Raw genomic sequence first — 17,466 nt, 5'->3', positions numbered from 1 at the left:
TCACGGTTTGGGTGCCTCTTTCTGACGCGCAGATGCGGCATTAATTCCCAGGGCGTAACTATACAGAGGCTGCAATCATCATTCTCGTTGTTTTGTGCCCATTTTGCGGGGCTCGCTAAGTATTTTTGAATGATAAGATCGCGGCTTTACGAATTCCGAGGAAAGCGTTGTGCGCAAATTGGTTTGGCTGGTAGCGGCACTGGCATTGGCAGGCTGCGGTGAAGGCAAGAGTGTAGATGCGCCCAAGCCTGAGACAAAGGTCGCGGCAGCGCCGGCGGCCGCCGCGCCACAGTGGGATCTGGAAGTGCGTGGCGAGACCCCTCAGGCCGTCAGTGACCTGAGCGGCTGGTTGATCGAGCATGCTTTCGTTCCGACAGTCGTCAAGGACGGCAGCGGTAAAACACGAATTCTGATCGGTCCGTTCAATTCCCAGGCTGACGCCGAGGCGCGAAAGGTGCAGGTCGATGCAGCGCTGGTTAAAGCCAAGAAACAAAATATCGAATCGGTGGTGATTGAGCATCCGCTCACGCCATAAGCGTAGCGCCTTCAAACAGATTGAACGCCAGACATGAAAAAGGCCTCGAGCATAACGCTCGAGGCCTTTTTATTTGTGCTGCGATCAGCCGCAGGCTTTCAGATTTACCGAGCCGACAAACTCGTTGCCACGCCCCATCACGCACGCCACGCTCTGGTTGCGCTGACGTTCCCAGTCCTGCACTGGATAGGTCTTGTCCCACGCCTCGTACAACTGCCGATCCTGCTTCGACAGGCGCAGTCCGTATTGTTTGCTCATATAAAAATACGTGCGGGCGATCATGCCGCGAATCGAAGGGCGGGGCATGACTTTCTTCGCTTTGAAGTCGACCTGGGTCAGGCAGGATCCATACTGACCGGACTGCACCGGCAACCAGCCGTAGCTGAAGTTGCTGCGATCACCGTTGACCTCACCGATGCTCGGCACCAGGTTGTGCAGGTCAGCTTCGGCCTTTTGATAAACCGGATCGTAACGCGTGCAATTTTTGCGTCCGCCTTGCTGCCAGCACTGCCGCTGATGTCCGATCTGCCAGGCTGGCACGATGTGCTCCCACTCGATTCTCGATGCACGCTTGGCGTTCTTGCGCGGCACATAGCCGCAAGCTTTGAGATCGACGCGGTTGCCGGTGTACTTGCAGCCGCAGTAAAACTCCGTGGACTGCGGCGCGTAGAGTTTCCACGCGGCTTTCTTGGCTTCGGAAAATGTACGTGGGGCGCCAGCCTGGGCGCCCACGGCGAAAAACAACAACAGCAAAGCAACACTGCGGACACTCATTGAATCAATCTTCCTTCGGCACAACCCAAAAAATCTGCACGCCACCGTCATCGCGATAGGCGAGGGTGACGTTATCGTTCTCGTCGATTTCCTCAAGCAAGCGCTCCCAGTCGTCCATCGGCTCATCCGGCAGACGGAAAATCAGTGCGGCTTTGGCTTTTTGTGCGGTGGGGGAATTGATGATTTTCTGAACGCGCATACCCATGCGTTCGTAAGCGTCAGGAGCAGCAGGAGAGGTGGCCACGAGGTTATCCTTATTAAGCTGTACGTGCATACAGTATTTAACTGTAAGCGATTTCGCAACTGCTTAAAATTCAAGAAAATCCTCTGACAGCGGGTTTCCGGTTTTGGTGTAGGGCTTGTCGAGATTTTTGTGGGAAAAGTATTGGAAGGGTGTAAGCGGGGCACCACCTGCCAAGCTGACAGGTGATGCGCAATTGCCTGATCGAGAAGTGATCAGGCGATGTTCAATCAGTATTCCCAGAACATCCGTTGCAGCTCTTTGCTGTCGTTGGTCTTGGTCAGCGCGACCATCGCCAGGATGCGGGCTTTTTGCGGGTTCAGATCGTGAGCGACAACCCAGTCGTATTTGTCGTCAGGCTGTTCGGCGTTACGCAGGACAAAGCCGCCGGCGTTGACGTGGGACGAGCGAATGATCTGCACGCCATCCTTGCGCAGCGCTTGCAGGGATGGAACCACGCGAGAGGATACCGAACCGTTGCCAGTGCCGGCGTGGATGATGGCTTTGGCGCCGGCTTGCGCCAGTGCCTTGTAGGCGGTATCGCTGACGTTGCCGTAGGAATAGGCAATTTCTACGTCAGGCAGGCTCTTGATGTCCTTGATGTCGAATTCCGAATCCATGGTGTGACGCTTGGCCGGCAGGCGGAACCAGTAGGATTTGCCTTCGACCACCATGCCCAGCGGACCCCAAGCGCTTTTGAATGCTTCGGTCTTGATGTTGATCATTTTGCTGACGTCGCGACCGGACTGGATCTCGTCGTTCATGGTCACCAGCACACCTTTGCCGCGTGCTTCTTTGCTGCTCGCCACGGCGACGGCGTTGTACAGGTTGAGCATGCCGTCTGCCGACATGGCAGTGCCCGGACGCATCGAACCAACGACGATGATCGGCTTGTCGGTCTTCTCGACCAGGTTCAGGAAGTAAGCGGTTTCTTCGAGGGTGTCGGTACCGTGGGTGATAACGATGCCGTCGACGTCCTTGCTGTCAGCCAGTTCGGAAACGCGACGACCCAATTGCAACAGGTTGTCGTTGGTGATGCTTTCCGAAGCGATCTGCATGACTTGTTCGCCACGCACGTTAGCCAGTTTGCTCAACTCGGGAATGCCGGCAATCAGTTGTTCGATGCCGACTTTTGCTGCCTGATAAGTGGCGCTGTTGGCAGCACTGGCGCCGGCGCCAGCGATGGTTCCGCCTGTGGCGAGGACGACGATGTTGGCCAGTTTCGTCTGGGTTTCGGCTTCTTTTGCCTGAAGGGCAGCAGGCAGGAGCAGGAGGAGGGCCAATGCGCCCGGAATCAAAGTATTGAAAGCAGATTTCATTATTTTTCTCTCTAGTCGTGAGACGGTGCTGATGCAGGTTCATCTAGATGCGCCCCAAGCCGATCTGAATGCTCGGGGTGCAAGGACGGGAGCAGGATTCATACCATGCGTAATGTGCTGGCGGAAAATGTTTAACCCAATGATTTAAATCAATATTTGTCGAGGGCTGGAGCATCGTTGAGGATTCATCCATCCGGGATTCCGAACGACAGGAGGATTCGTGTTCGGCTCGCCGATAGGCAATCTCTGAAAAGCCAGGCGGGTGACAAATCCCCGCTAAAGAAATGTGCTCTCAGGCCGATGCGTCCTCAAGGAAACCAAATCTTAGGAGTTCACATGTCACTGACGGTCGGTTTTGCCAATCCCGCTGCGGTCACCATTGGCGGTAAAACTGCAGCGACGATCAACAGCCTGAACGATGCGACCAATGAGACTTCGGCGCAGGCCCTGGGTACCGAAAAGACTGAGAAGAATCAGGTCAGAACCGGTGGCGGGCCTGTGCAGGAAAACAGTGAAACCGAGGCTGACAGCAATCTCAGCATCACCGTCAAGACGTTGCTCAAGCGGATGAAGGAATTGCAGAAGCAACTTCAGGAGCAGCAACAGCAACTGGCTGCGGCTCAGGCTGCAAGCTATCCGACTCCCGAAGCGAAGTCCCAGGCAGTGATGTCGATTCAGGGCCAGATCGCGCAAACCAGCGCCGCACTGGCAGAGGTGGCGGGTGCGTTGGTCAAGGAGATGTCGAAAAGCGCTACCAGCGGTGGCCTGGTCAACACGACCGCCTGAAGCGTCAGATGGCCGACTCAGCGATTCGGCCTACAACAAAAGACGATTTCTGATTGTTGACAAATGTCGGCGGGATTCTCATAGTTCGGTCTACGCAAACGTTTGCGCGGCTTGGAAGGGCATCTGCTCCCGGAGCCGTGACGTAGCTTACGTCAGCGCAAACGTTGCTCACAATAATCATAAGATCGGAGTGAACCCATGAAGCTGCCATTCGCCGCACGTCTTCTTGCTGTCGCTATGCTGGCTGCCACAGCCGCCGCACTACCTGTCTCCTCGGCGTTCGCCGAATCTGCAGAAAAGCCCAAAGTCGCCCTGGTCATGAAATCCTTGGCCAACGAATTCTTCTTGACCATGGAAGACGGCGCCAAGGCCTACCAGAAAGAACACTCCGCCGATTTCGATCTGATCTCCAACGGTATCAAGGACGAAACCGACACTGCCGGGCAGACTCGCATCGTCGAACAGATGATCTTGGCCAAGGTGAATGCACTGGTGATCGCGCCTTCTGACTCCAAGGCCATGGTGCCGGTGATCAAGAAGGCCGTAGACGCCGGTATCACGGTGATCAACATCGACAACCAGCTCGATCCCGCCGTGGTCAAAAGCAAGAACATCAACGTGCCGTTCGTAGGTCCGGACAACCGCAAGGGTGCACGTCTGGTTGGCGAATATCTGGCCAAGCAACTGAAGGCGGGCGACGAGGTCGGCATCATCGAAGGCGTGTCCACCACCACCAACGCGCAGGCGCGCACGGCCGGTTTCAAGGACGCGATGGAAGCCGCGCAGATCAAAGTGGTCTCGCTGCAGTCCGGTGACTGGGAAATCGACAAGGGCAACAAGGTTGCGGCTTCGATCCTCAGTGAATACCCGGATGTCAAAGCGCTGCTGGCCGGTAACGACAGCATGGCGGTCGGTGCCGTTTCCGCAGTCCGTGCCGCTGGTAAGGCAGGGCAGGTGAAAGTCGTCGGTTACGACAATATCAACGCGATCAAGCCAATGCTCAAGGACGGCCGCGTGCTGGCGACGGCTGACCAGTTTGCAGCCAAGCAGGCCGTGTTCGGCATCGAAACCGCGCTGAAGATCATCAAAGGCGAGAAAGTCGACAGCGGTGCCAACGGCGTGATCGAAACACCGGTCGAGCTGGTCACCCAGTAAGTCATCTGGCGACACAACGGCGCTCGTCCGTCCGGGCGAGCGCATGGAGATTTCTATGTCAGTTTCCGCCCCGAACGCTGTCCTCTCGGTCAGCGGTATCGGCAAGACCTATGCGCAACCGGTGCTCACCGGCATCGATCTGACGCTGATGCGCGGTGAAGTACTGGCGCTGACCGGCGAAAATGGTGCCGGCAAAAGTACCCTGTCGAAGATCATTGGTGGTCTGGTCACACCCACTACCGGCCACATGCAATTCCACGGCAAGGACTACCGTCCGGGCAGCCGTACCCAGGCTGAAGAGCTTGGCGTGCGCATGGTCATGCAAGAACTCAATCTGTTGCCGACGCTGTCGGTGGCGGAAAACCTGTTTCTGGATAATCTGCCGAGCAGCGCGGGTTGGATCAGCCGCAAGCAATTGCGCAAGGCGGCCATCGAAGCCATGGCGCAGGTCGGCCTCGATGCGATCGACCCGGACACGCTGGTTGGCGAGTTGGGTATCGGTCATCAACAGATGGTCGAAATCGCGCGCAACCTGATTGGCGATTGCCACGTGCTGATCCTTGATGAGCCGACCGCGATGCTCACGGCGCGCGAAGTCGAAATGCTCTTCGAGCAGATCAGCCGATTGCAGGCTCGCGGCGTTTCCATCATCTATATCTCTCATCGTCTCGAAGAACTGGCGCGGGTGGCCCAGCGTATTGCCGTGCTGCGTGACGGCAATCTGGTCTGCGTCGAGCCGATGGCCAACTACAACAGCGAGCAACTGGTCACCTTGATGGTCGGTCGCGAACTGGGCGAACACATCGACATGGGGCCGCGCAAGATCGGCGCTCCGGCGTTGACGGTCAAAGGCCTGACCCGTTCTGACAAAGTCCGCGACGTCTCTTTCGAGGTGCGTGCCGGGGAGATCTTCGGCATTTCCGGATTGATCGGAGCTGGGCGCACGGAACTGCTGCGGCTGATATTCGGTGCCGATGCTGCCGACAGCGGCACCATCGCGCTCGGCTCCCCGGCCAAGGTCGTGAGTGTTCGCTCGCCAGTCGATGCCGTACGCAATGGCATCGCGTTGATCACCGAGGATCGCAAGGGCGAAGGGCTGCTGCTCAGTCAGTCGATCAGCGCCAACATCGCCTTGGGCAACATGCCGGAAATCTCCAGTGGCGGTTTCGTCAACAACGGCGACGAAACTTGCCTGGCGCAACGTCAGATCGAGGCCATGCGCATCCGCAGTTCGAGCCCGACGCAGTTGGTTTCGGAACTGTCCGGCGGCAATCAGCAGAAGGTCGTGATCGGTCGCTGGCTGGAGCGCGACTGTTCGGTGCTGCTGTTCGACGAGCCTACTCGTGGAATCGATGTCGGTGCCAAGTTCGATATTTACGGTCTGCTCGGTGAGTTGACCCGCCAGGGCAAGGCATTGGTCGTGGTGTCCAGTGACTTGCGTGAGTTGATGCTGATCTGCGACCGGATCGGCGTGCTCTCGGCGGGACGTCTGATCGACACCTTCGAGCGCGACAGCTGGACCCAGGATGATTTGCTTGCCGCCGCTTTCGCCGGCTACCAGAAACGTGATGCGTTGCTCAATGAAGCAGCGCCTAGGGATCTCCCATGAAAACTGCATCTTCTGCCAGTAAACGTAGTGGCAATTTCTTTGGCCTGGGTACTTATCTGGGCCTGGCCGGTGCCTTGCTGGCGATGATTGCGCTGTTCTCGGTCCTGAGCAGCCATTTCCTCTCGTACAACACCTTCAGCACCCTGGCCAACCAGATTCCCGACCTGATGGTGCTGGCCGTGGGCATGACCTTTGTGCTGATCATCGGCGGCATCGACCTGTCCGTCGGCTCGGTCCTCGCGCTGGCCGCATCGACGGTCAGCGTTGCGATTCTCGGCTGGGGCTGGAGCGTTTTGCCAGCGGCGCTGCTCGGCATGGCGGTGGCGGCGCTGGCCGGGACCATCACTGGCTCGATCACCGTGGCCTGGCGGATTCCGTCGTTCATCGTCTCCCTCGGCGTGCTGGAAATGGCCCGCGGTGTGGCGTATCAGATGACCGGGTCGCGGACTGCGTACATCGGCGATGCGTTCGCCTGGCTGTCGAATCCGATCGCGTTCGGTATTTCACCCTCGTTCATCATCGCTTTGCTGGTGATCTTCATCGCGCAGGCAGTTTTGACTCGCACTGTTTTCGGCCGCTACCTGATCGGCATCGGCACCAACGAAGAAGCCGTGCGGCTGGCCGGGATCAATCCCAAGCCCTACAAAATTCTGGTGTTCAGCCTTATGGGCCTGCTGGCGGGCATTGCCGCTCTGTTTCAGATTTCGCGTCTGGAGGCGGCTGACCCGAACGCAGGTTCGGGTCTGGAACTGCAAGTGATCGCGGCGGTGGTTATCGGTGGTACCAGCCTGATGGGTGGACGCGGTTCGGTAATCAGTACTTTCTTTGGCGTGCTGATCATTTCCGTGCTCGCGGCCGGTCTCGCACAGATTGGTGCGACGGAGCCGACCAAGCGCATCATCACCGGAGCGGTAATTGTTATCGCCGTGGTGCTCGACACCTATCGCAGTCAACGCGCCAGTCGCCGAGGCTGAACCATGGCAACGATCAAGGATGTAGCGGCGCTTGCGGGTATTTCCTACACGACCGTGTCGCACGTGGTGAACAACACCCGCCCGGTGAGTCAGGAAGTGCGGCGCAAAGTCGAGGCGGCGATCAAGAGCCTCGACTACGTTCCCAGTGCCGTGGCGCGCTCGCTGAAAGCCAAAACCACGGCGACCATCGGCCTGCTGGTGCCTAACAGCCTCAACCCGTACTTCGCTGAATTGGCGCGCGGAATCGAGGATTACTGCGAGCGCAACGGTTACTGCGTGATCCTCTGTAACTCCGACGACAATCCGGACAAGCAGCGCAGTTATCTGCGCGTGTTGCTGGAAAAACGCATCGACGGTTTGATCGTCGCCTCCGCCGGCGGTGACACTGGTCTGGCGCAAGGGCTGGCAGGCGTGAAGACGCCGATGGTTATCGTTGACCGGGGCCTGGAAGGTGTAAATGCCGATCTGGTGCGTATCGATCATGAATACGGCGCTTATCTGGCAACCCGTCACCTGCTCGAGTTGGGGCATCGCGACATCGCCACCATCGGCGGTCCGGCCAGTACCAGCGTGGCGCAAATGCGTCAGGCCGGTTATTGCCGAGCGCTGCGAGAAGCGGGAATCGAGGTGCGCGAGGAGCGTATGCTCGAAAGCGACTTCACCAGCACCGGCGGTTACAACGCCGCTGCCCGGCTGCTCGAAAGCAATCCCCCGAGCGCGATTTTTGCCGGTAACGACATGATTGGCATCGGTGTGCTGCGTGCGGCGGCTGAACGTAATGTCCGGGTGCCGGCCGAGCTGTCGGTGATCGGCTTCGATGACATTCAGATGAGCCGTTATGTCTATCCGGCGCTGACCACGGTCGGCCAGTCGATCCTGCAACTGGGCGAGATGGCCGCCGAAGTGCTGTTGCGCAGAATTGCTGCGCCCGATTCGGGCACCGATCAACGCATCGTGACCCCGAGCATTGTCCTGCGCGAATCGACCGCGCCGCTGTCCGGCGTGTTCACCGAATATCGCTGAAACCGAATTGATGAGTAGTGATGTATGCCAGCAAATGTAGTGGTAATAGGCAGCCTGAACATGGACCTGGTCACCCGGGCGCCACGGCTGCCACGCGGCGGTGAAACGCTGATTGGTCATTCCTTTGCCACGGTGTCTGGCGGCAAGGGCGCCAATCAGGCGGTTGCTGCTGCGCGCTTGGGCGCTAAGGTGGCAATGATCGGTTGCGTCGGAAATGACGACTATGGTGTGCGATTGCGCGATGCCTTGCTCGCCGAGCACATCGACTGCCAGGCTGTCAGTGTCGTAGAGGATTCCAGTGGCGTAGCGCTGATTGTGGTGGATGACAACAGCCAGAACGCCATCGTGATTGTCGCCGGTGCCAACGGCGCGATGACGCCGGCAGTGATCGACCGCTTTGATGCGGTTTTACAGGCCGCCGATGTAGTGATCTGTCAGCTCGAGATTCCCGATGCGACGGTCGGACATGCGCTCAAGCGTGCGCGTGAACTGGGCAAAACCGTCATCCTCAACCCGGCGCCGGCCAGCCGTCCTTTGCCGGCAGACTGGTTTACCGCCATCGACTATCTGATTCCCAACGAAAGCGAAGCCGCCGCATTGAGCGGGCTCGCTGTCGACTCGCTGCAGTCGGCAGAAACGGCTGCCACTCAGTTGATTGCCATGGGCGCGGGCAAAGTCATCGTCACGTTAGGCGCGCAAGGCTCATTGTTCGCCAACGGCAACGGCTTCGAACATTTCCCCGCGCCGGCCGTGAAGGCGGTCGATACCACGGCGGCGGGCGACACTTTTGTCGGCGGTTTCGCCGCAGCGCTGGCCGATGGCAAATCTGAGGCCGAGGCGATTCGCTACGGTCAGATCGCCGCTGCACTGTCGGTTACCCGCGCCGGTGCGCAACCGTCGATTCCAACCATATCCGAAGTACAGGCGTTCAAACCCGCATGAAAAAGACTCCTTTGCTTAATGTCGCGCTGTCGCGACTGATCGCTTCTCTTGGCCACGGTGACATGGTCGTGATTGGCGATGCCGGTTTGCCCGTGCCACCGGGTGTCGAGTTGATTGATCTGGCGCTGACCCATGGCATCCCTGATTTCGTCAGCACGCTGAAAGTTGTACTCAGCGAGATGCAGGTAGAAAGCCATGTGCTGGCCAAAGAGATCTTCGACAAACAACCCACGGCACTGGCCGATCTGGACGCGTTGAACGAAGAGGGCGCGCTGGGCCGTAGGGATCTGCTCACCCACGAGCAGTTCAAGGTGCTTAGCCGACAAGCCAGGGCGATCATTCGTACAGGAGAATGTCAGCCGTACTGCAACATCGTTCTGGTCGCCGGGGTTACATTCTGATTTCCGATATCATCTGCACAAGGAATGCGCTATGCAACGCTATGCTGCAAAACTTCATCAACTGGTCCGGAGCCTGCTGCTTTTGTCTGTGATAACTGCGACCGGCGTTCAGGCCGCTGAAAAAATCGATTTGATCATCGACACCGATCCAGGCGCTGACGACGTTGTCGCTTTGCTCTTCGCGCTTGCGTCGCCGGATGAACTGAATATTCGCGCGCTGACTACCGTGGCCGGCAACGTGCGCCTGGACAAGACTTCGCGCAACGCGCGGCTGGCTCGCGAATGGGCCGGGCGCGAAGACGTGCCGGTTTACGCTGGCGCACCGAAGCCGCTGATGCGCACGCCGATCTACGCCGAGAACATTCATGGCAAGGAAGGCTTGTCAGGCGTCACGGTTCACGAACCGAAGAAAGGCCTGGCGAAAGGCAATGCGGTCAATTATCTGATCGACACTCTTAAATCGGCCAAACCGCACAGCATCACCATTGCCATGCTCGGTCCGCAGACCAACCTGGCTCTAGCATTGATCCAAGAGCCGGAAATCGTTCAGGGCATCAAGGAAGTGGTGATCATGGGCGGGGCGCATTTCAACGGTGGCAACATCACCCCTGTGGCTGAGTTCAACTTGTTCGCCGATCCGCAGGCTGCCGAGGTGGTGCTCAAGAGCGGGGTGAAGCTCACCTATCTGCCGCTGGACGTGACCCACAAGATCCTGACCAGCGATGCACGTCTGAAGCAGATTGCGGCGCTGAACAACAATGCGAGCAAGATCGTCGGCGACATTCTCAACGAATACATCAAGGGCGATATGGAGCACTACGGCATTCCCGGTGGCCCGGTGCATGACGCGACGGTTGTGGCGTATCTGCTCAAGCCTGAGTTGTTTACCGGTCGGGCGGTCAACGTCGTGGTGGATAGCCGTGAAGGACCGACATTCGGCCAGACCATTGTTGACTGGTATGACGGCCTGAAAGCACCGAAGAATGCATTCTGGGTCGAAAATGGCGACGCCCAGGGATTCTTTGATCTGCTGACCGAGCGCCTGAAACGCCTGAAATAAGTCGTCAACCCGCAGGCGGTTGCCTGCGGGTTTTCACTGCGGCTGTTCGGCCTGACCGATCGGATAGCGTTCGAATACCTGATTGATAAAATGCTGCGCCGCTTCTATCCCCAACTCCTTGACCAGTAAATCAATGCCGATCAGCGCCAATTCTTCCGTCGTGCCGGGGCTGTAAGAGCTGTGTCCTTCGGCCCATTTGGCGTTGATGGCGGCGTCGATGCTTACACTGGTCATGGGAGGCTCGAAAGGTCAGGATGTCTGTTTTCGAGTTAACCATTTTGTGCGGCATTTGGCACTGCGACTTAGGCATGAGCGGAGCGCTATGCGACACTTGGTCTTTTCCGGCTTGCAAAGGACCCCGCTGTGCAGATTGATCTGAATACCCCTGACGGCCTGACACTCGAAGCAGTGCGCCAATTGCTTGCCTCGGCCAGTGACGACGCGCACAACCAATTGCGCGTGACCAAAGATGGCATTGCCTATCTGTCTACGGTGACCGGTGGGCAGGATATCGAGGGTCTGTTGTTTCGCCTGGAAACCTGGGCTAAGGGGTCGGGCTATGTGGGTAACGTCGCAGCCAGCGATGAAGTCTGGGTGATGCAGATTTTCAACGCACTCAAAGACAACTGGCCGAATCCGCCCTACGACTACATCGACGTTTATTGAGGTTGTTAATATTCAGTCACGAATGTTTGATGAGCCGGACAGGGCGGCTCAGGCACACTCGGCATTTTTCCGCTCGTGGGGCAGGGCATGGCTTGAGCCTTGAAACCAAACGCTGCATTGGCGGTCGCACGATCTCTGCTTAAACATTTGAAAACAAGGAGGCTTCATGCCTTTGAAGTTCGCGACACTGGGTGCACTGATGGCCGCTGCTCTGTTGGCTGGTTGCAGCACAACCTCCAGCGAGTCGGCAAAGGAGCCCGTGACGGCTGAATCAGGAAATAGCCGCTGCGAAGCATCGGCAGCGCAATTTGCCATCGGCAAGAAGGCGTCCCCTGAGTTGCTGGATCAGGCGCGTGCCAAGTCTGGCGCGCAAAATGCGCGTTTCCTCAAGCCGAACGACATGATCACCCTGGAATACCGCTCCGATCGCCTGAACCTGAACACCGACAACAACCTGGTAGTTACTCGCGTCAACTGCGGCTGAGTCCATTTGTGTCAGGCATAAAAAACCCCGTCACCAGGACGGGGTTTTTTTAGTGCGCCGAGAAATTACTCTGGGCGAACCTGTGCAGCTTGCATACCCTTTTGGCCTTTCTCAGCCACGAAAGAGACGGTCTGGCCTTCTTTCAGGCTTTTGAAACCGTCGGATTCGATAGCTTTGAAGTGTACGAACAGGTCGTCACCGCCACCTTGAGGAGTGATGAAGCCGAAGCCTTTTTCATCGTTGAACCATTTAACGGTGCCGGTTTGGCGATTAGACATGGTGTATCTCCAAGAAACATATATTTTCAGTAGTGCTGTGCTGCTCAGGCCAACTGGGCACACCCGGGTATCATAGTCGAAATGTTCGCTTTGGGAGCCCCCCGGACGTGCTGTTTGCCAATCAGTCGTGTTTTCTTTACCACCCGTTTCTGCTGAAAGCCCCGGTTTGAAAGGCTTTCAGCGAAACGTAAAGACAATAAAAAAACCTGTAAAACCTGCATAAATCGTCTGAAAAGGCTCATTTCCAGCACTTTTTTCCGCCTTTCAGCCGATGTTAATGCCCGGTGTTCTTATTTTTTCGGGGCGCTATTTGCCTTGCATTTGGCGATCTGGCCAAGGGCTTTCTGTTGCAATTCGGGAGTCGCCTTGTTGTCCATCAGCGCCTGAATGTCACTGGCCGGATAGGACTTGATGGCGTCAGCTCCGCAAGCGCAGTGGGATTTCGCCGCGGCAGCACCGATTTGCTGGGTTGCAGCCTGAGTGCACTGGGCCATGTACTTCTCGCGCTCGCCTTTCGGCCAGTCGGCATGGGCGCTCAGTGGCAGCAGCAGAACGACGGGGGCGACGAGGGCGAATAAGCTTTTCAGACGCATGCGAGGATGCTCCTTGTGGGTCAATGTCTTGTTATCTGAGGGCGCAAGGGCCTCTCAAGTTCAGCACTCTGGCATAAAAACGGACATTTGGCCTTCTGCCAAATCAGGACGTAAGCGACCGCTCATCTGTGCTAGCATGCCGGGCTCAAGCGTTCTCAGGCTTCGGATGACCTTCAGTCCCGAAGCGGTCGGCGTGCGAATTTTTCCGATTTGAATCCCAGTCACTCTGGTTCGGTTTTCCGGTTGGCCGCAAGGCTCCTGCCGCTGTAAGGCAGGCGTTCGTCATTGAATGGCCTGGATCGGATCTTGTACTGGCTCATCCCAACCCACGTGACCTTTGGTAGGGGTCACCACTAGGAGAGGAGGCGCCATGCCAACTATTACTCTTCCCGACGGCAGTCAACGTTCATTCGATCACCCGGTTTCCGTAGCCGAGGTCGCCGCATCCATTGGTGCAGGTCTGGCCAAAGCCACGCTCGCGGGCAAGGTCAATGGCCAACTGGTCGACGCCAGCGACATCATCAGCAGCGACGCGACCCTGCAAATCATTACGCCAAAGGATGAAGAGGGGCTGGAGATCATTCGCCACTCTTGCGCGCACCTGGTTGGCCACGCGGTCAAACAGCTGTACCCGACCGCGAAGATGGTCATCGGCCCGGTCATCGACGAAGGCTTTTATTACGACATCGCCTACGAGCGTCCTTTCACGCCGGAAGACATGGCGGCCATCGAACAGCGCATGCAGCAGCTGATCGAGAAGGATTATGACGTCATCAAGAAAGTCACTCCGCGCGCAGAAGTGATCGAAGTGTTCAAGGCCCGCGGCGAAGATTACAAGCTGCGTCTGGTCGAAGACATGCCGAACGAGCAGGCCATGGGTCTGTACTATCACGAAGAATACGTCGACATGTGCCGCGGTCCGCACGTGCCGAACACGCGTTTCCTGAAATCCTTCAAGCTGACCAAGCTGTCGGGCGCCTACTGGCGTGGCGACGCCAAGAACGAGCAATTGCAGCGCGTCTACGGCACCGCCTGGGCGGACAAGAAACAGCTGGCGGCGTACATCCAGCGCATCGAAGAAGCCGAGAAGCGCGATCACCGCAAGATCGGCAAGCGCCTGGGCCTGTTCCACACTCAGGAAGAGTCGCCGGGCATGGTGTTCTGGCACCCGAACGGCTGGACTCTGTACCAGGTGCTCGAGCAGTACATGCGCAAGATCCAGCGCGACAACGGCTACCTTGAGATCAAGACTCCTCAAGTCGTCGACCGCAGCCTGTGGGAGAAATCCGGGCACTGGGCCAACTACGCCGACAACATGTTCACCACTCAGTCGGAAAACCGCGACTACGCCATCAAGCCGATGAACTGCCCATGCCACGTGCAGGTGTTCAATCAGGGCCTGAAAAGCTACCGCGAGTTGCCGATGCGTCTGGCCGAGTTCGGTGCTTGCCACCGTAACGAGCCGTCGGGTGCGTTGCACGGCATCATGCGCGTGCGAGCGTTCACTCAGGACGACGCGCACATCTTCTGCACAGAAGAGCAGATGCAGGCCGAGTCCGCTGCGTTCATCAAGCTGACCATGGACGTCTATCGCGATTTCGGCTTTACCGAAGTCGAGATGAAACTCTCCACTCGTCCGGAAAAACGCGTCGGCTCCGATGAGCTGTGGGATCGCGCTGAAGCAGCATTGGCTGCAGCCCTTGATTCTGCTGGCCTGCCGTACGATCTGCAGCCGGGCGAGGGTGCTTTCTACGGGCCGAAGATCGAGTTCTCGCTGAAAGATTGTCTCGGTCGAGTCTGGCAGTGTGGTACCTTGCAGCTCGATTTTAACCTGCCTGTCCGTTTGGGCGCTGAATACGTCTCTGAAGACAACAGCCGCAAACACCCGGTGATGTTGCACCGCGCGATCCTCGGTTCGTTCGAGCGTTTCGTCGGGATTCTGATCGAGCACTACGAAGGTGCTTTCCCTGCGTGGCTCGCGCCGACCCAGGCGGTGATCATGAATATCACTGATAAACAGGCAGATTTTGTTGCAGAGGTTGAAAAAACTCTCAACGAAAGCGGATTTCGTGCCAAGTCCGACTTGAGAAATGAAAAGATCGGCTTTAAAATCCGCGAGCATACTTTGCTCAAGGTTCCCTATCTTTTGGTTATCGGAGATAAGGAAGTCGAGATGCAGACTGTCGCTGTGCGTACTCGTGAAGGTGCTGACCTGGGCTCGATGCCCGTCGCCCAGTTCGCTGAGTTTCTCGCGCAAGCGGTTTCCCGGCGTGGTCGCCCAGATTCGGAGTAATTATTATTAAGCGTGAAATGAGACAAGATAAACGAGCTGCACCGAAAGCCCCGATCAACGAGAATATCTCGGCACGCGAGGTTCGGTTAATTGGCGCTGATGGCGAGCAGATTGGCATCGTCTCGATTGATGAAGCGCTTCGTATCGCTGAAGAAGCAAAGCTTGATCTGGTGGAAATTTCCGCAGATGCAGTCCCGCCTGTTTGCCGGGTGATGGACTACGGCAAATCGATTTTCGAGAAGAAGAAGCAGATTGCCGCGGCGAAGAAAAACCAGAAGCAGATTCAGGTTAAAGAAATCAAGTTTCGTCCAGGGACGGAGGAAGGGGATTACCAGGTAAAACTGCGCAACCTGGTACGTTTCCTGAGTGACGGGGACAGGGCCAAGGTATCCTTGCGATTCCGCGGCCGTGAGATGGCCCACCAGGAGCTGGGGATGGAACTCCTCAAGCGGGTTGAACAAGACCTGCTCGAGTACGGTTCGGTCGAACAGCATCCTAAGATGGAAGGACGCCAGCTGATCATGGTCATCGCCCCGAAAAAGAAGAAGTAATCAACAGGGCACGGCAGGCCTTCTGATTATGTTTATCAACTGAATGCGGAGTATCCGAACATGCCAAAAATGAAAACCAAAAGTGGTGCTGCCAAGCGGTTTCTGAAAACTGCTAACGGCATCAAGCACAAGCACGCTTTCAAGAGCCACATCCTGACTAAAATGTCGACCAAGCGTAAGCGTCAACTGCGCGGTAGCAGCTTGCTGCATCCGTCTGACGTGGCAAAAGTCGAGCGCATGCTGCGCCTTCGTTAATTTAGTCAAGAATAGAGGAAGTAACTCATGGCTCGTGTAAAGCGTGGCGTCATTGCCCGTAAGCGTCACAAAAAAATTCTGAAACTTGCTAAAGGCTACTACGGCGCACGCTCCCGCGTATTCCGTGTTGCCAAGCAAGCGGTAATCAAGGCAGGCCAATACGCCTACCGTGACCGTCGTCAGAAAAAACGTCAGTTCCGCGCTCTGTGGATCGCTCGTATCAACGCTGGTGCTCGTGTTAACGGTCTGTCCTACAGCCGTTTCATCGCTGGCCTGAAAAAAGCGTCCATCGAGATCGACCGTAAGGTTCTGGCTGATCTGGCAGTGAACGAAAAAGCGGCGTTTGCTGCGATTGTCGAGAAAGCTAAAGCCACCTTGGCTTAAGTACCCCCGACAGTCACCCGGCCTCACCTCTGTGGGGCCAGGTGTTAAACGTCATAAATAGGGGAAGAGCCTTCAAGCTCTTCCCCTATTTTGTATCTGGAGTCTGTACATGGAAAACCTGGATGCGCTGGTCTCTCAAGCACTAGAGGCTGTGCAAAGCGCTGAAGATATCAATGCCCTGGAGCAAATCCGGGTTCAATACCTTGGCAAGAAGGGCGAATTGACTCAGGTGATGAAGACCCTGGGGAATCTGCCGGCCGAAGAGCGTCCGCAAGTCGGTGCGCTGATCAACGTTGCCAAGGAACGTGTTACAGGCGTTCTCAATGCGCGCATGGCATTGTTTGAAGAAGCCGAACTGGCTGCCAAACTGTCTGCCGAATCCATCGACGTGACGTTGCCAGGCCGTGGCCAGACCTCTGGCGGTCTGCATCCGGTCACCCGGACTCTGGAGCGCGTCGAGCAGTTCTTCACCCGCATTGGCTACGGCATCGCCGAAGGCCCTGAGGTCGAAGACGACTACCACAACTTTGAAGCGCTCAACATCCCAGGCCATCACCCGGCCCGGTCGATGCATGACACCTTCTATTTCAATGCCAACATGTTGCTGCGCACCCATACCTCGCCGGTACAGGTCCGCACCATGGAATCCAAGCAGCCGCCGATCCGCATCGTCTGCCCGGGCCGCGTCTATCGCAGCGACTCCGATATCACCCATTCGCCGATGTTCCACCAAGTCGAAGGCCTGCTGGTCGATCGCGATATCAATTTTGCCGATCTCAAAGGCACCATCGAAGAATTCCTGCGGGTGTTCTTCGAGAAAGAACTGGCCGTGCGTTTCCGTCCTTCGTACTTCCCGTTCACCGAGCCATCCGCTGAAGTCGATATGGAATGCGTGATGTGCAGCGGCAAAGGCTGCCGCGTCTGCAAGCAGACCGGCTGGCTGGAAGTGATGGGCTGCGGCATGGTTCACCCGAACGTGCTGCGCATGTCCGGCATCGATCCGGAAGAGTTCTCCGGATTTGCCTTCGGCATGGGTGTCGAGCGTCTGGCCATGCTCCGTTACGGCGTGAACGACTTGCGTCTGTTCTTCGACAACGACTTGCGGTTCCTTGCGCAATTTCGCTAGTCGTAACGAATTCTTAG

General features: G+C 57.1%; 22 protein-coding genes. 16 read left to right on the top strand and 6 right to left on the bottom strand.

The genetic code is table 11. From position 1 onward, the window contains the following. Positions 1-169: 169 nt before the first annotated feature. Positions 170-535, top strand: coding sequence for an SPOR domain-containing protein (locus tag KVG87_RS11920; protein WP_056784413.1), 366 nt, complete (start codon positions 170-172; stop codon positions 533-535). Positions 536-619: 84 nt separating this feature from the next. Here the strand turns inward: KVG87_RS11920 and KVG87_RS11915 are convergent, their stop codons facing one another. From KVG87_RS11915 to KVG87_RS11905, 3 genes are all read right to left on the bottom strand, one after another. Next, entirely contained in the window at positions 620-1,309 is a 690-nt protein-coding gene (locus tag KVG87_RS11915; RefSeq protein WP_217850836.1) for an endonuclease, read from the bottom strand. Positions 1,310-1,313: 4 nt separating this feature from the next. Further along, positions 1,314-1,583, bottom strand: coding sequence for a DUF1654 domain-containing protein (locus KVG87_RS11910; RefSeq protein ID WP_016774035.1), 270 nt, complete (start codon positions 1,581-1,583; stop codon positions 1,314-1,316). A gap of 197 nt (positions 1,584-1,780) precedes the next feature. Further along, positions 1,781-2,869: an asparaginase gene (locus KVG87_RS11905; RefSeq protein ID WP_217850834.1), complete on the bottom strand. Its 1,089-nt coding sequence runs from the start codon at positions 2,867-2,869 to the stop codon at positions 1,781-1,783. 336 nt (positions 2,870-3,205) lie between these two features. Here KVG87_RS11905 and KVG87_RS11900 point away from each other — a divergent pair, with 336 nt between their 5' ends. The 8 genes from KVG87_RS11900 to KVG87_RS11865 all read left to right on the top strand — a co-directional run bounded on the left by KVG87_RS11900 (position 3,206) and on the right by KVG87_RS11865 (position 10,819). Next, positions 3,206-3,655, top strand: a complete 450-nt coding sequence (locus KVG87_RS11900) for a hypothetical protein (RefSeq protein WP_041478549.1) — start codon at positions 3,206-3,208, stop codon at positions 3,653-3,655. Positions 3,656-3,853: 198 nt separating this feature from the next. Next, positions 3,854-4,810, top strand: coding sequence for a sugar ABC transporter substrate-binding protein (locus KVG87_RS11895; protein WP_024012403.1), 957 nt, complete (start codon positions 3,854-3,856; stop codon positions 4,808-4,810). 55 nt (positions 4,811-4,865) lie between these two features. Then, positions 4,866-6,419, top strand: coding sequence for a sugar ABC transporter ATP-binding protein (locus tag KVG87_RS11890; protein ID WP_217850831.1), 1,554 nt, complete (start codon positions 4,866-4,868; stop codon positions 6,417-6,419). Then, a complete protein-coding gene (locus KVG87_RS11885) occupies positions 6,416-7,393 on the top strand; it encodes an ABC transporter permease (RefSeq protein WP_016774040.1) in 978 nt (325 codons plus the stop codon). The genes KVG87_RS11890 and KVG87_RS11885 overlap by 4 nt, the downstream gene beginning before the upstream one ends. Before the next feature lie 3 nt (positions 7,394-7,396). Next, entirely contained in the window at positions 7,397-8,416 is a 1,020-nt protein-coding gene (locus KVG87_RS11880) for a LacI family DNA-binding transcriptional regulator (protein ID WP_041478551.1), read from the top strand. A gap of 24 nt (positions 8,417-8,440) precedes the next feature. Next, entirely contained in the window at positions 8,441-9,358 is a 918-nt protein-coding gene (gene rbsK / locus KVG87_RS11875) for a ribokinase (RefSeq protein WP_217850829.1), read from the top strand. Further along, positions 9,355-9,759, top strand: coding sequence for a D-ribose pyranase (gene rbsD / locus KVG87_RS11870; protein WP_041478553.1), 405 nt, complete (start codon positions 9,355-9,357; stop codon positions 9,757-9,759). The genes rbsK and rbsD overlap by 4 nt, the downstream gene beginning before the upstream one ends. A 31-nt stretch (positions 9,760-9,790) precedes the next feature. Continuing rightward, positions 9,791-10,819 (top strand): nucleoside hydrolase, encoded by a 1,029-nt coding sequence (locus KVG87_RS11865; protein WP_056784434.1) that lies wholly within the window; start codon positions 9,791-9,793, stop codon positions 10,817-10,819. A 33-nt stretch (positions 10,820-10,852) separates the two neighbouring features. Here the strand turns inward: KVG87_RS11865 and KVG87_RS11860 are convergent, their stop codons facing one another. Then, the gene (locus KVG87_RS11860; protein WP_016774045.1) at positions 10,853-11,053 is read right to left on the bottom strand and encodes a hypothetical protein; all 201 of its coding nucleotides are present in this window, start codon (positions 11,051-11,053) and stop codon (positions 10,853-10,855) included. 129 nt (positions 11,054-11,182) lie between these two features. On the opposite strand from KVG87_RS11860, the gene KVG87_RS11855 reads away from it, so the two are divergent. Together KVG87_RS11855 and KVG87_RS11850 are read left to right on the top strand one after the other, a co-directional pair. Next, positions 11,183-11,485, top strand: a complete 303-nt coding sequence (locus KVG87_RS11855; protein ID WP_217850827.1) for a hypothetical protein — start codon at positions 11,183-11,185, stop codon at positions 11,483-11,485. A 166-nt stretch (positions 11,486-11,651) separates the two neighbouring features. Beyond that, entirely contained in the window at positions 11,652-11,969 is a 318-nt protein-coding gene (locus KVG87_RS11850; RefSeq protein WP_217850825.1) for an I78 family peptidase inhibitor, read from the top strand. A gap of 65 nt (positions 11,970-12,034) precedes the next feature. Here the strand turns inward: KVG87_RS11850 and KVG87_RS11845 are convergent, their stop codons facing one another. After that, on the bottom strand, positions 12,035-12,247 hold the full coding sequence (locus KVG87_RS11845) for a cold-shock protein (RefSeq protein ID WP_003179963.1): 213 nt from the start codon (positions 12,245-12,247) through the stop codon (positions 12,035-12,037). A gap of 290 nt (positions 12,248-12,537) precedes the next feature. Beyond that, the gene (locus KVG87_RS11840) at positions 12,538-12,840 is read right to left on the bottom strand and encodes a hypothetical protein (protein ID WP_217850823.1); all 303 of its coding nucleotides are present in this window, start codon (positions 12,838-12,840) and stop codon (positions 12,538-12,540) included. Between the two features lie 370 nt (positions 12,841-13,210). On the opposite strand from KVG87_RS11840, the gene thrS reads away from it, so the two are divergent. From thrS to pheS, 5 genes are all read left to right on the top strand, one after another. Continuing rightward, positions 13,211-15,133: a threonine--tRNA ligase gene (gene thrS / locus KVG87_RS11835; RefSeq protein ID WP_024012407.1), complete on the top strand. Its 1,923-nt coding sequence runs from the start codon at positions 13,211-13,213 to the stop codon at positions 15,131-15,133. Beyond that, entirely contained in the window at positions 15,133-15,684 is a 552-nt protein-coding gene (gene infC, locus KVG87_RS11830; RefSeq protein WP_169432615.1) for a translation initiation factor IF-3, read from the top strand. Before thrS ends, infC begins: the two co-directional genes overlap by 1 nt. A gap of 60 nt (positions 15,685-15,744) precedes the next feature. Beyond that, positions 15,745-15,939: a 50S ribosomal protein L35 gene (rpmI, locus tag KVG87_RS11825; protein WP_002553160.1), complete on the top strand. Its 195-nt coding sequence runs from the start codon at positions 15,745-15,747 to the stop codon at positions 15,937-15,939. Between the two features lie 27 nt (positions 15,940-15,966). Next, the gene (rplT, locus tag KVG87_RS11820; protein ID WP_002553161.1) at positions 15,967-16,323 is read left to right on the top strand and encodes a 50S ribosomal protein L20; all 357 of its coding nucleotides are present in this window, start codon (positions 15,967-15,969) and stop codon (positions 16,321-16,323) included. Between the two features lie 109 nt (positions 16,324-16,432). After that, the gene (pheS, locus tag KVG87_RS11815; RefSeq protein ID WP_003226365.1) at positions 16,433-17,449 is read left to right on the top strand and encodes a phenylalanine--tRNA ligase subunit alpha; all 1,017 of its coding nucleotides are present in this window, start codon (positions 16,433-16,435) and stop codon (positions 17,447-17,449) included. The last annotated feature ends 17 nt before the right edge of the window (positions 17,450-17,466 follow it).

This window comes from Pseudomonas siliginis, from assembly GCF_019145195.1.
GTDB lineage: Bacteria > Pseudomonadota > Gammaproteobacteria > Pseudomonadales > Pseudomonadaceae > Aquipseudomonas > Aquipseudomonas siliginis.
Note: the sequence above shows the minus strand (reverse complement) of the source record. Positions and strands in the feature narration are given on the sequence as shown.

Excerpts from the sequence above, each read along its gene's own strand:
- KVG87_RS11915 (WP_217850836.1), bottom strand. The coding sequence starts at position 1,309 with ATGAGTGTCCGCAGTGTTGCTTTGCTGTTGTTGTTTTTCGCCGTGGGC.
- KVG87_RS11910 (WP_016774035.1), bottom strand. The coding sequence starts at position 1,583 with ATGCACGTACAGCTTAATAAGGATAACCTCGTGGCCACCTCTCCTGCT.
- KVG87_RS11905 (WP_217850834.1), bottom strand. The coding sequence starts at position 2,869 with ATGAAATCTGCTTTCAATACTTTGATTCCGGGCGCATTGGCCCTCCTC.
- KVG87_RS11900 (WP_041478549.1), top strand. The coding sequence starts at position 3,206 with ATGTCACTGACGGTCGGTTTTGCCAATCCCGCTGCGGTCACCATTGGC.
- KVG87_RS11895 (WP_024012403.1), top strand. The coding sequence starts at position 3,854 with ATGAAGCTGCCATTCGCCGCACGTCTTCTTGCTGTCGCTATGCTGGCT.
- KVG87_RS11890 (WP_217850831.1), top strand. The coding sequence starts at position 4,866 with ATGTCAGTTTCCGCCCCGAACGCTGTCCTCTCGGTCAGCGGTATCGGC.
- KVG87_RS11885 (WP_016774040.1), top strand. The coding sequence starts at position 6,416 with ATGAAAACTGCATCTTCTGCCAGTAAACGTAGTGGCAATTTCTTTGGC.
- KVG87_RS11880 (WP_041478551.1), top strand. The coding sequence starts at position 7,397 with ATGGCAACGATCAAGGATGTAGCGGCGCTTGCGGGTATTTCCTACACG.
- rbsK (WP_217850829.1), top strand. The coding sequence starts at position 8,441 with ATGCCAGCAAATGTAGTGGTAATAGGCAGCCTGAACATGGACCTGGTC.
- rbsD (WP_041478553.1), top strand. The coding sequence starts at position 9,355 with ATGAAAAAGACTCCTTTGCTTAATGTCGCGCTGTCGCGACTGATCGCT.
- KVG87_RS11865 (WP_056784434.1), top strand. The coding sequence starts at position 9,791 with ATGCAACGCTATGCTGCAAAACTTCATCAACTGGTCCGGAGCCTGCTG.
- KVG87_RS11860 (WP_016774045.1), bottom strand. The coding sequence starts at position 11,053 with ATGACCAGTGTAAGCATCGACGCCGCCATCAACGCCAAATGGGCCGAA.
- KVG87_RS11850 (WP_217850825.1), top strand. The coding sequence starts at position 11,652 with ATGCCTTTGAAGTTCGCGACACTGGGTGCACTGATGGCCGCTGCTCTG.
- KVG87_RS11845 (WP_003179963.1), bottom strand. The coding sequence starts at position 12,247 with ATGTCTAATCGCCAAACCGGCACCGTTAAATGGTTCAACGATGAAAAA.
- KVG87_RS11840 (WP_217850823.1), bottom strand. The coding sequence starts at position 12,840 with ATGCGTCTGAAAAGCTTATTCGCCCTCGTCGCCCCCGTCGTTCTGCTG.
- thrS (WP_024012407.1), top strand. The coding sequence starts at position 13,211 with ATGCCAACTATTACTCTTCCCGACGGCAGTCAACGTTCATTCGATCAC.
- rpmI (WP_002553160.1), top strand. The coding sequence starts at position 15,745 with ATGCCAAAAATGAAAACCAAAAGTGGTGCTGCCAAGCGGTTTCTGAAA.
- rplT (WP_002553161.1), top strand. The coding sequence starts at position 15,967 with ATGGCTCGTGTAAAGCGTGGCGTCATTGCCCGTAAGCGTCACAAAAAA.
- pheS (WP_003226365.1), top strand. The coding sequence starts at position 16,433 with ATGGAAAACCTGGATGCGCTGGTCTCTCAAGCACTAGAGGCTGTGCAA.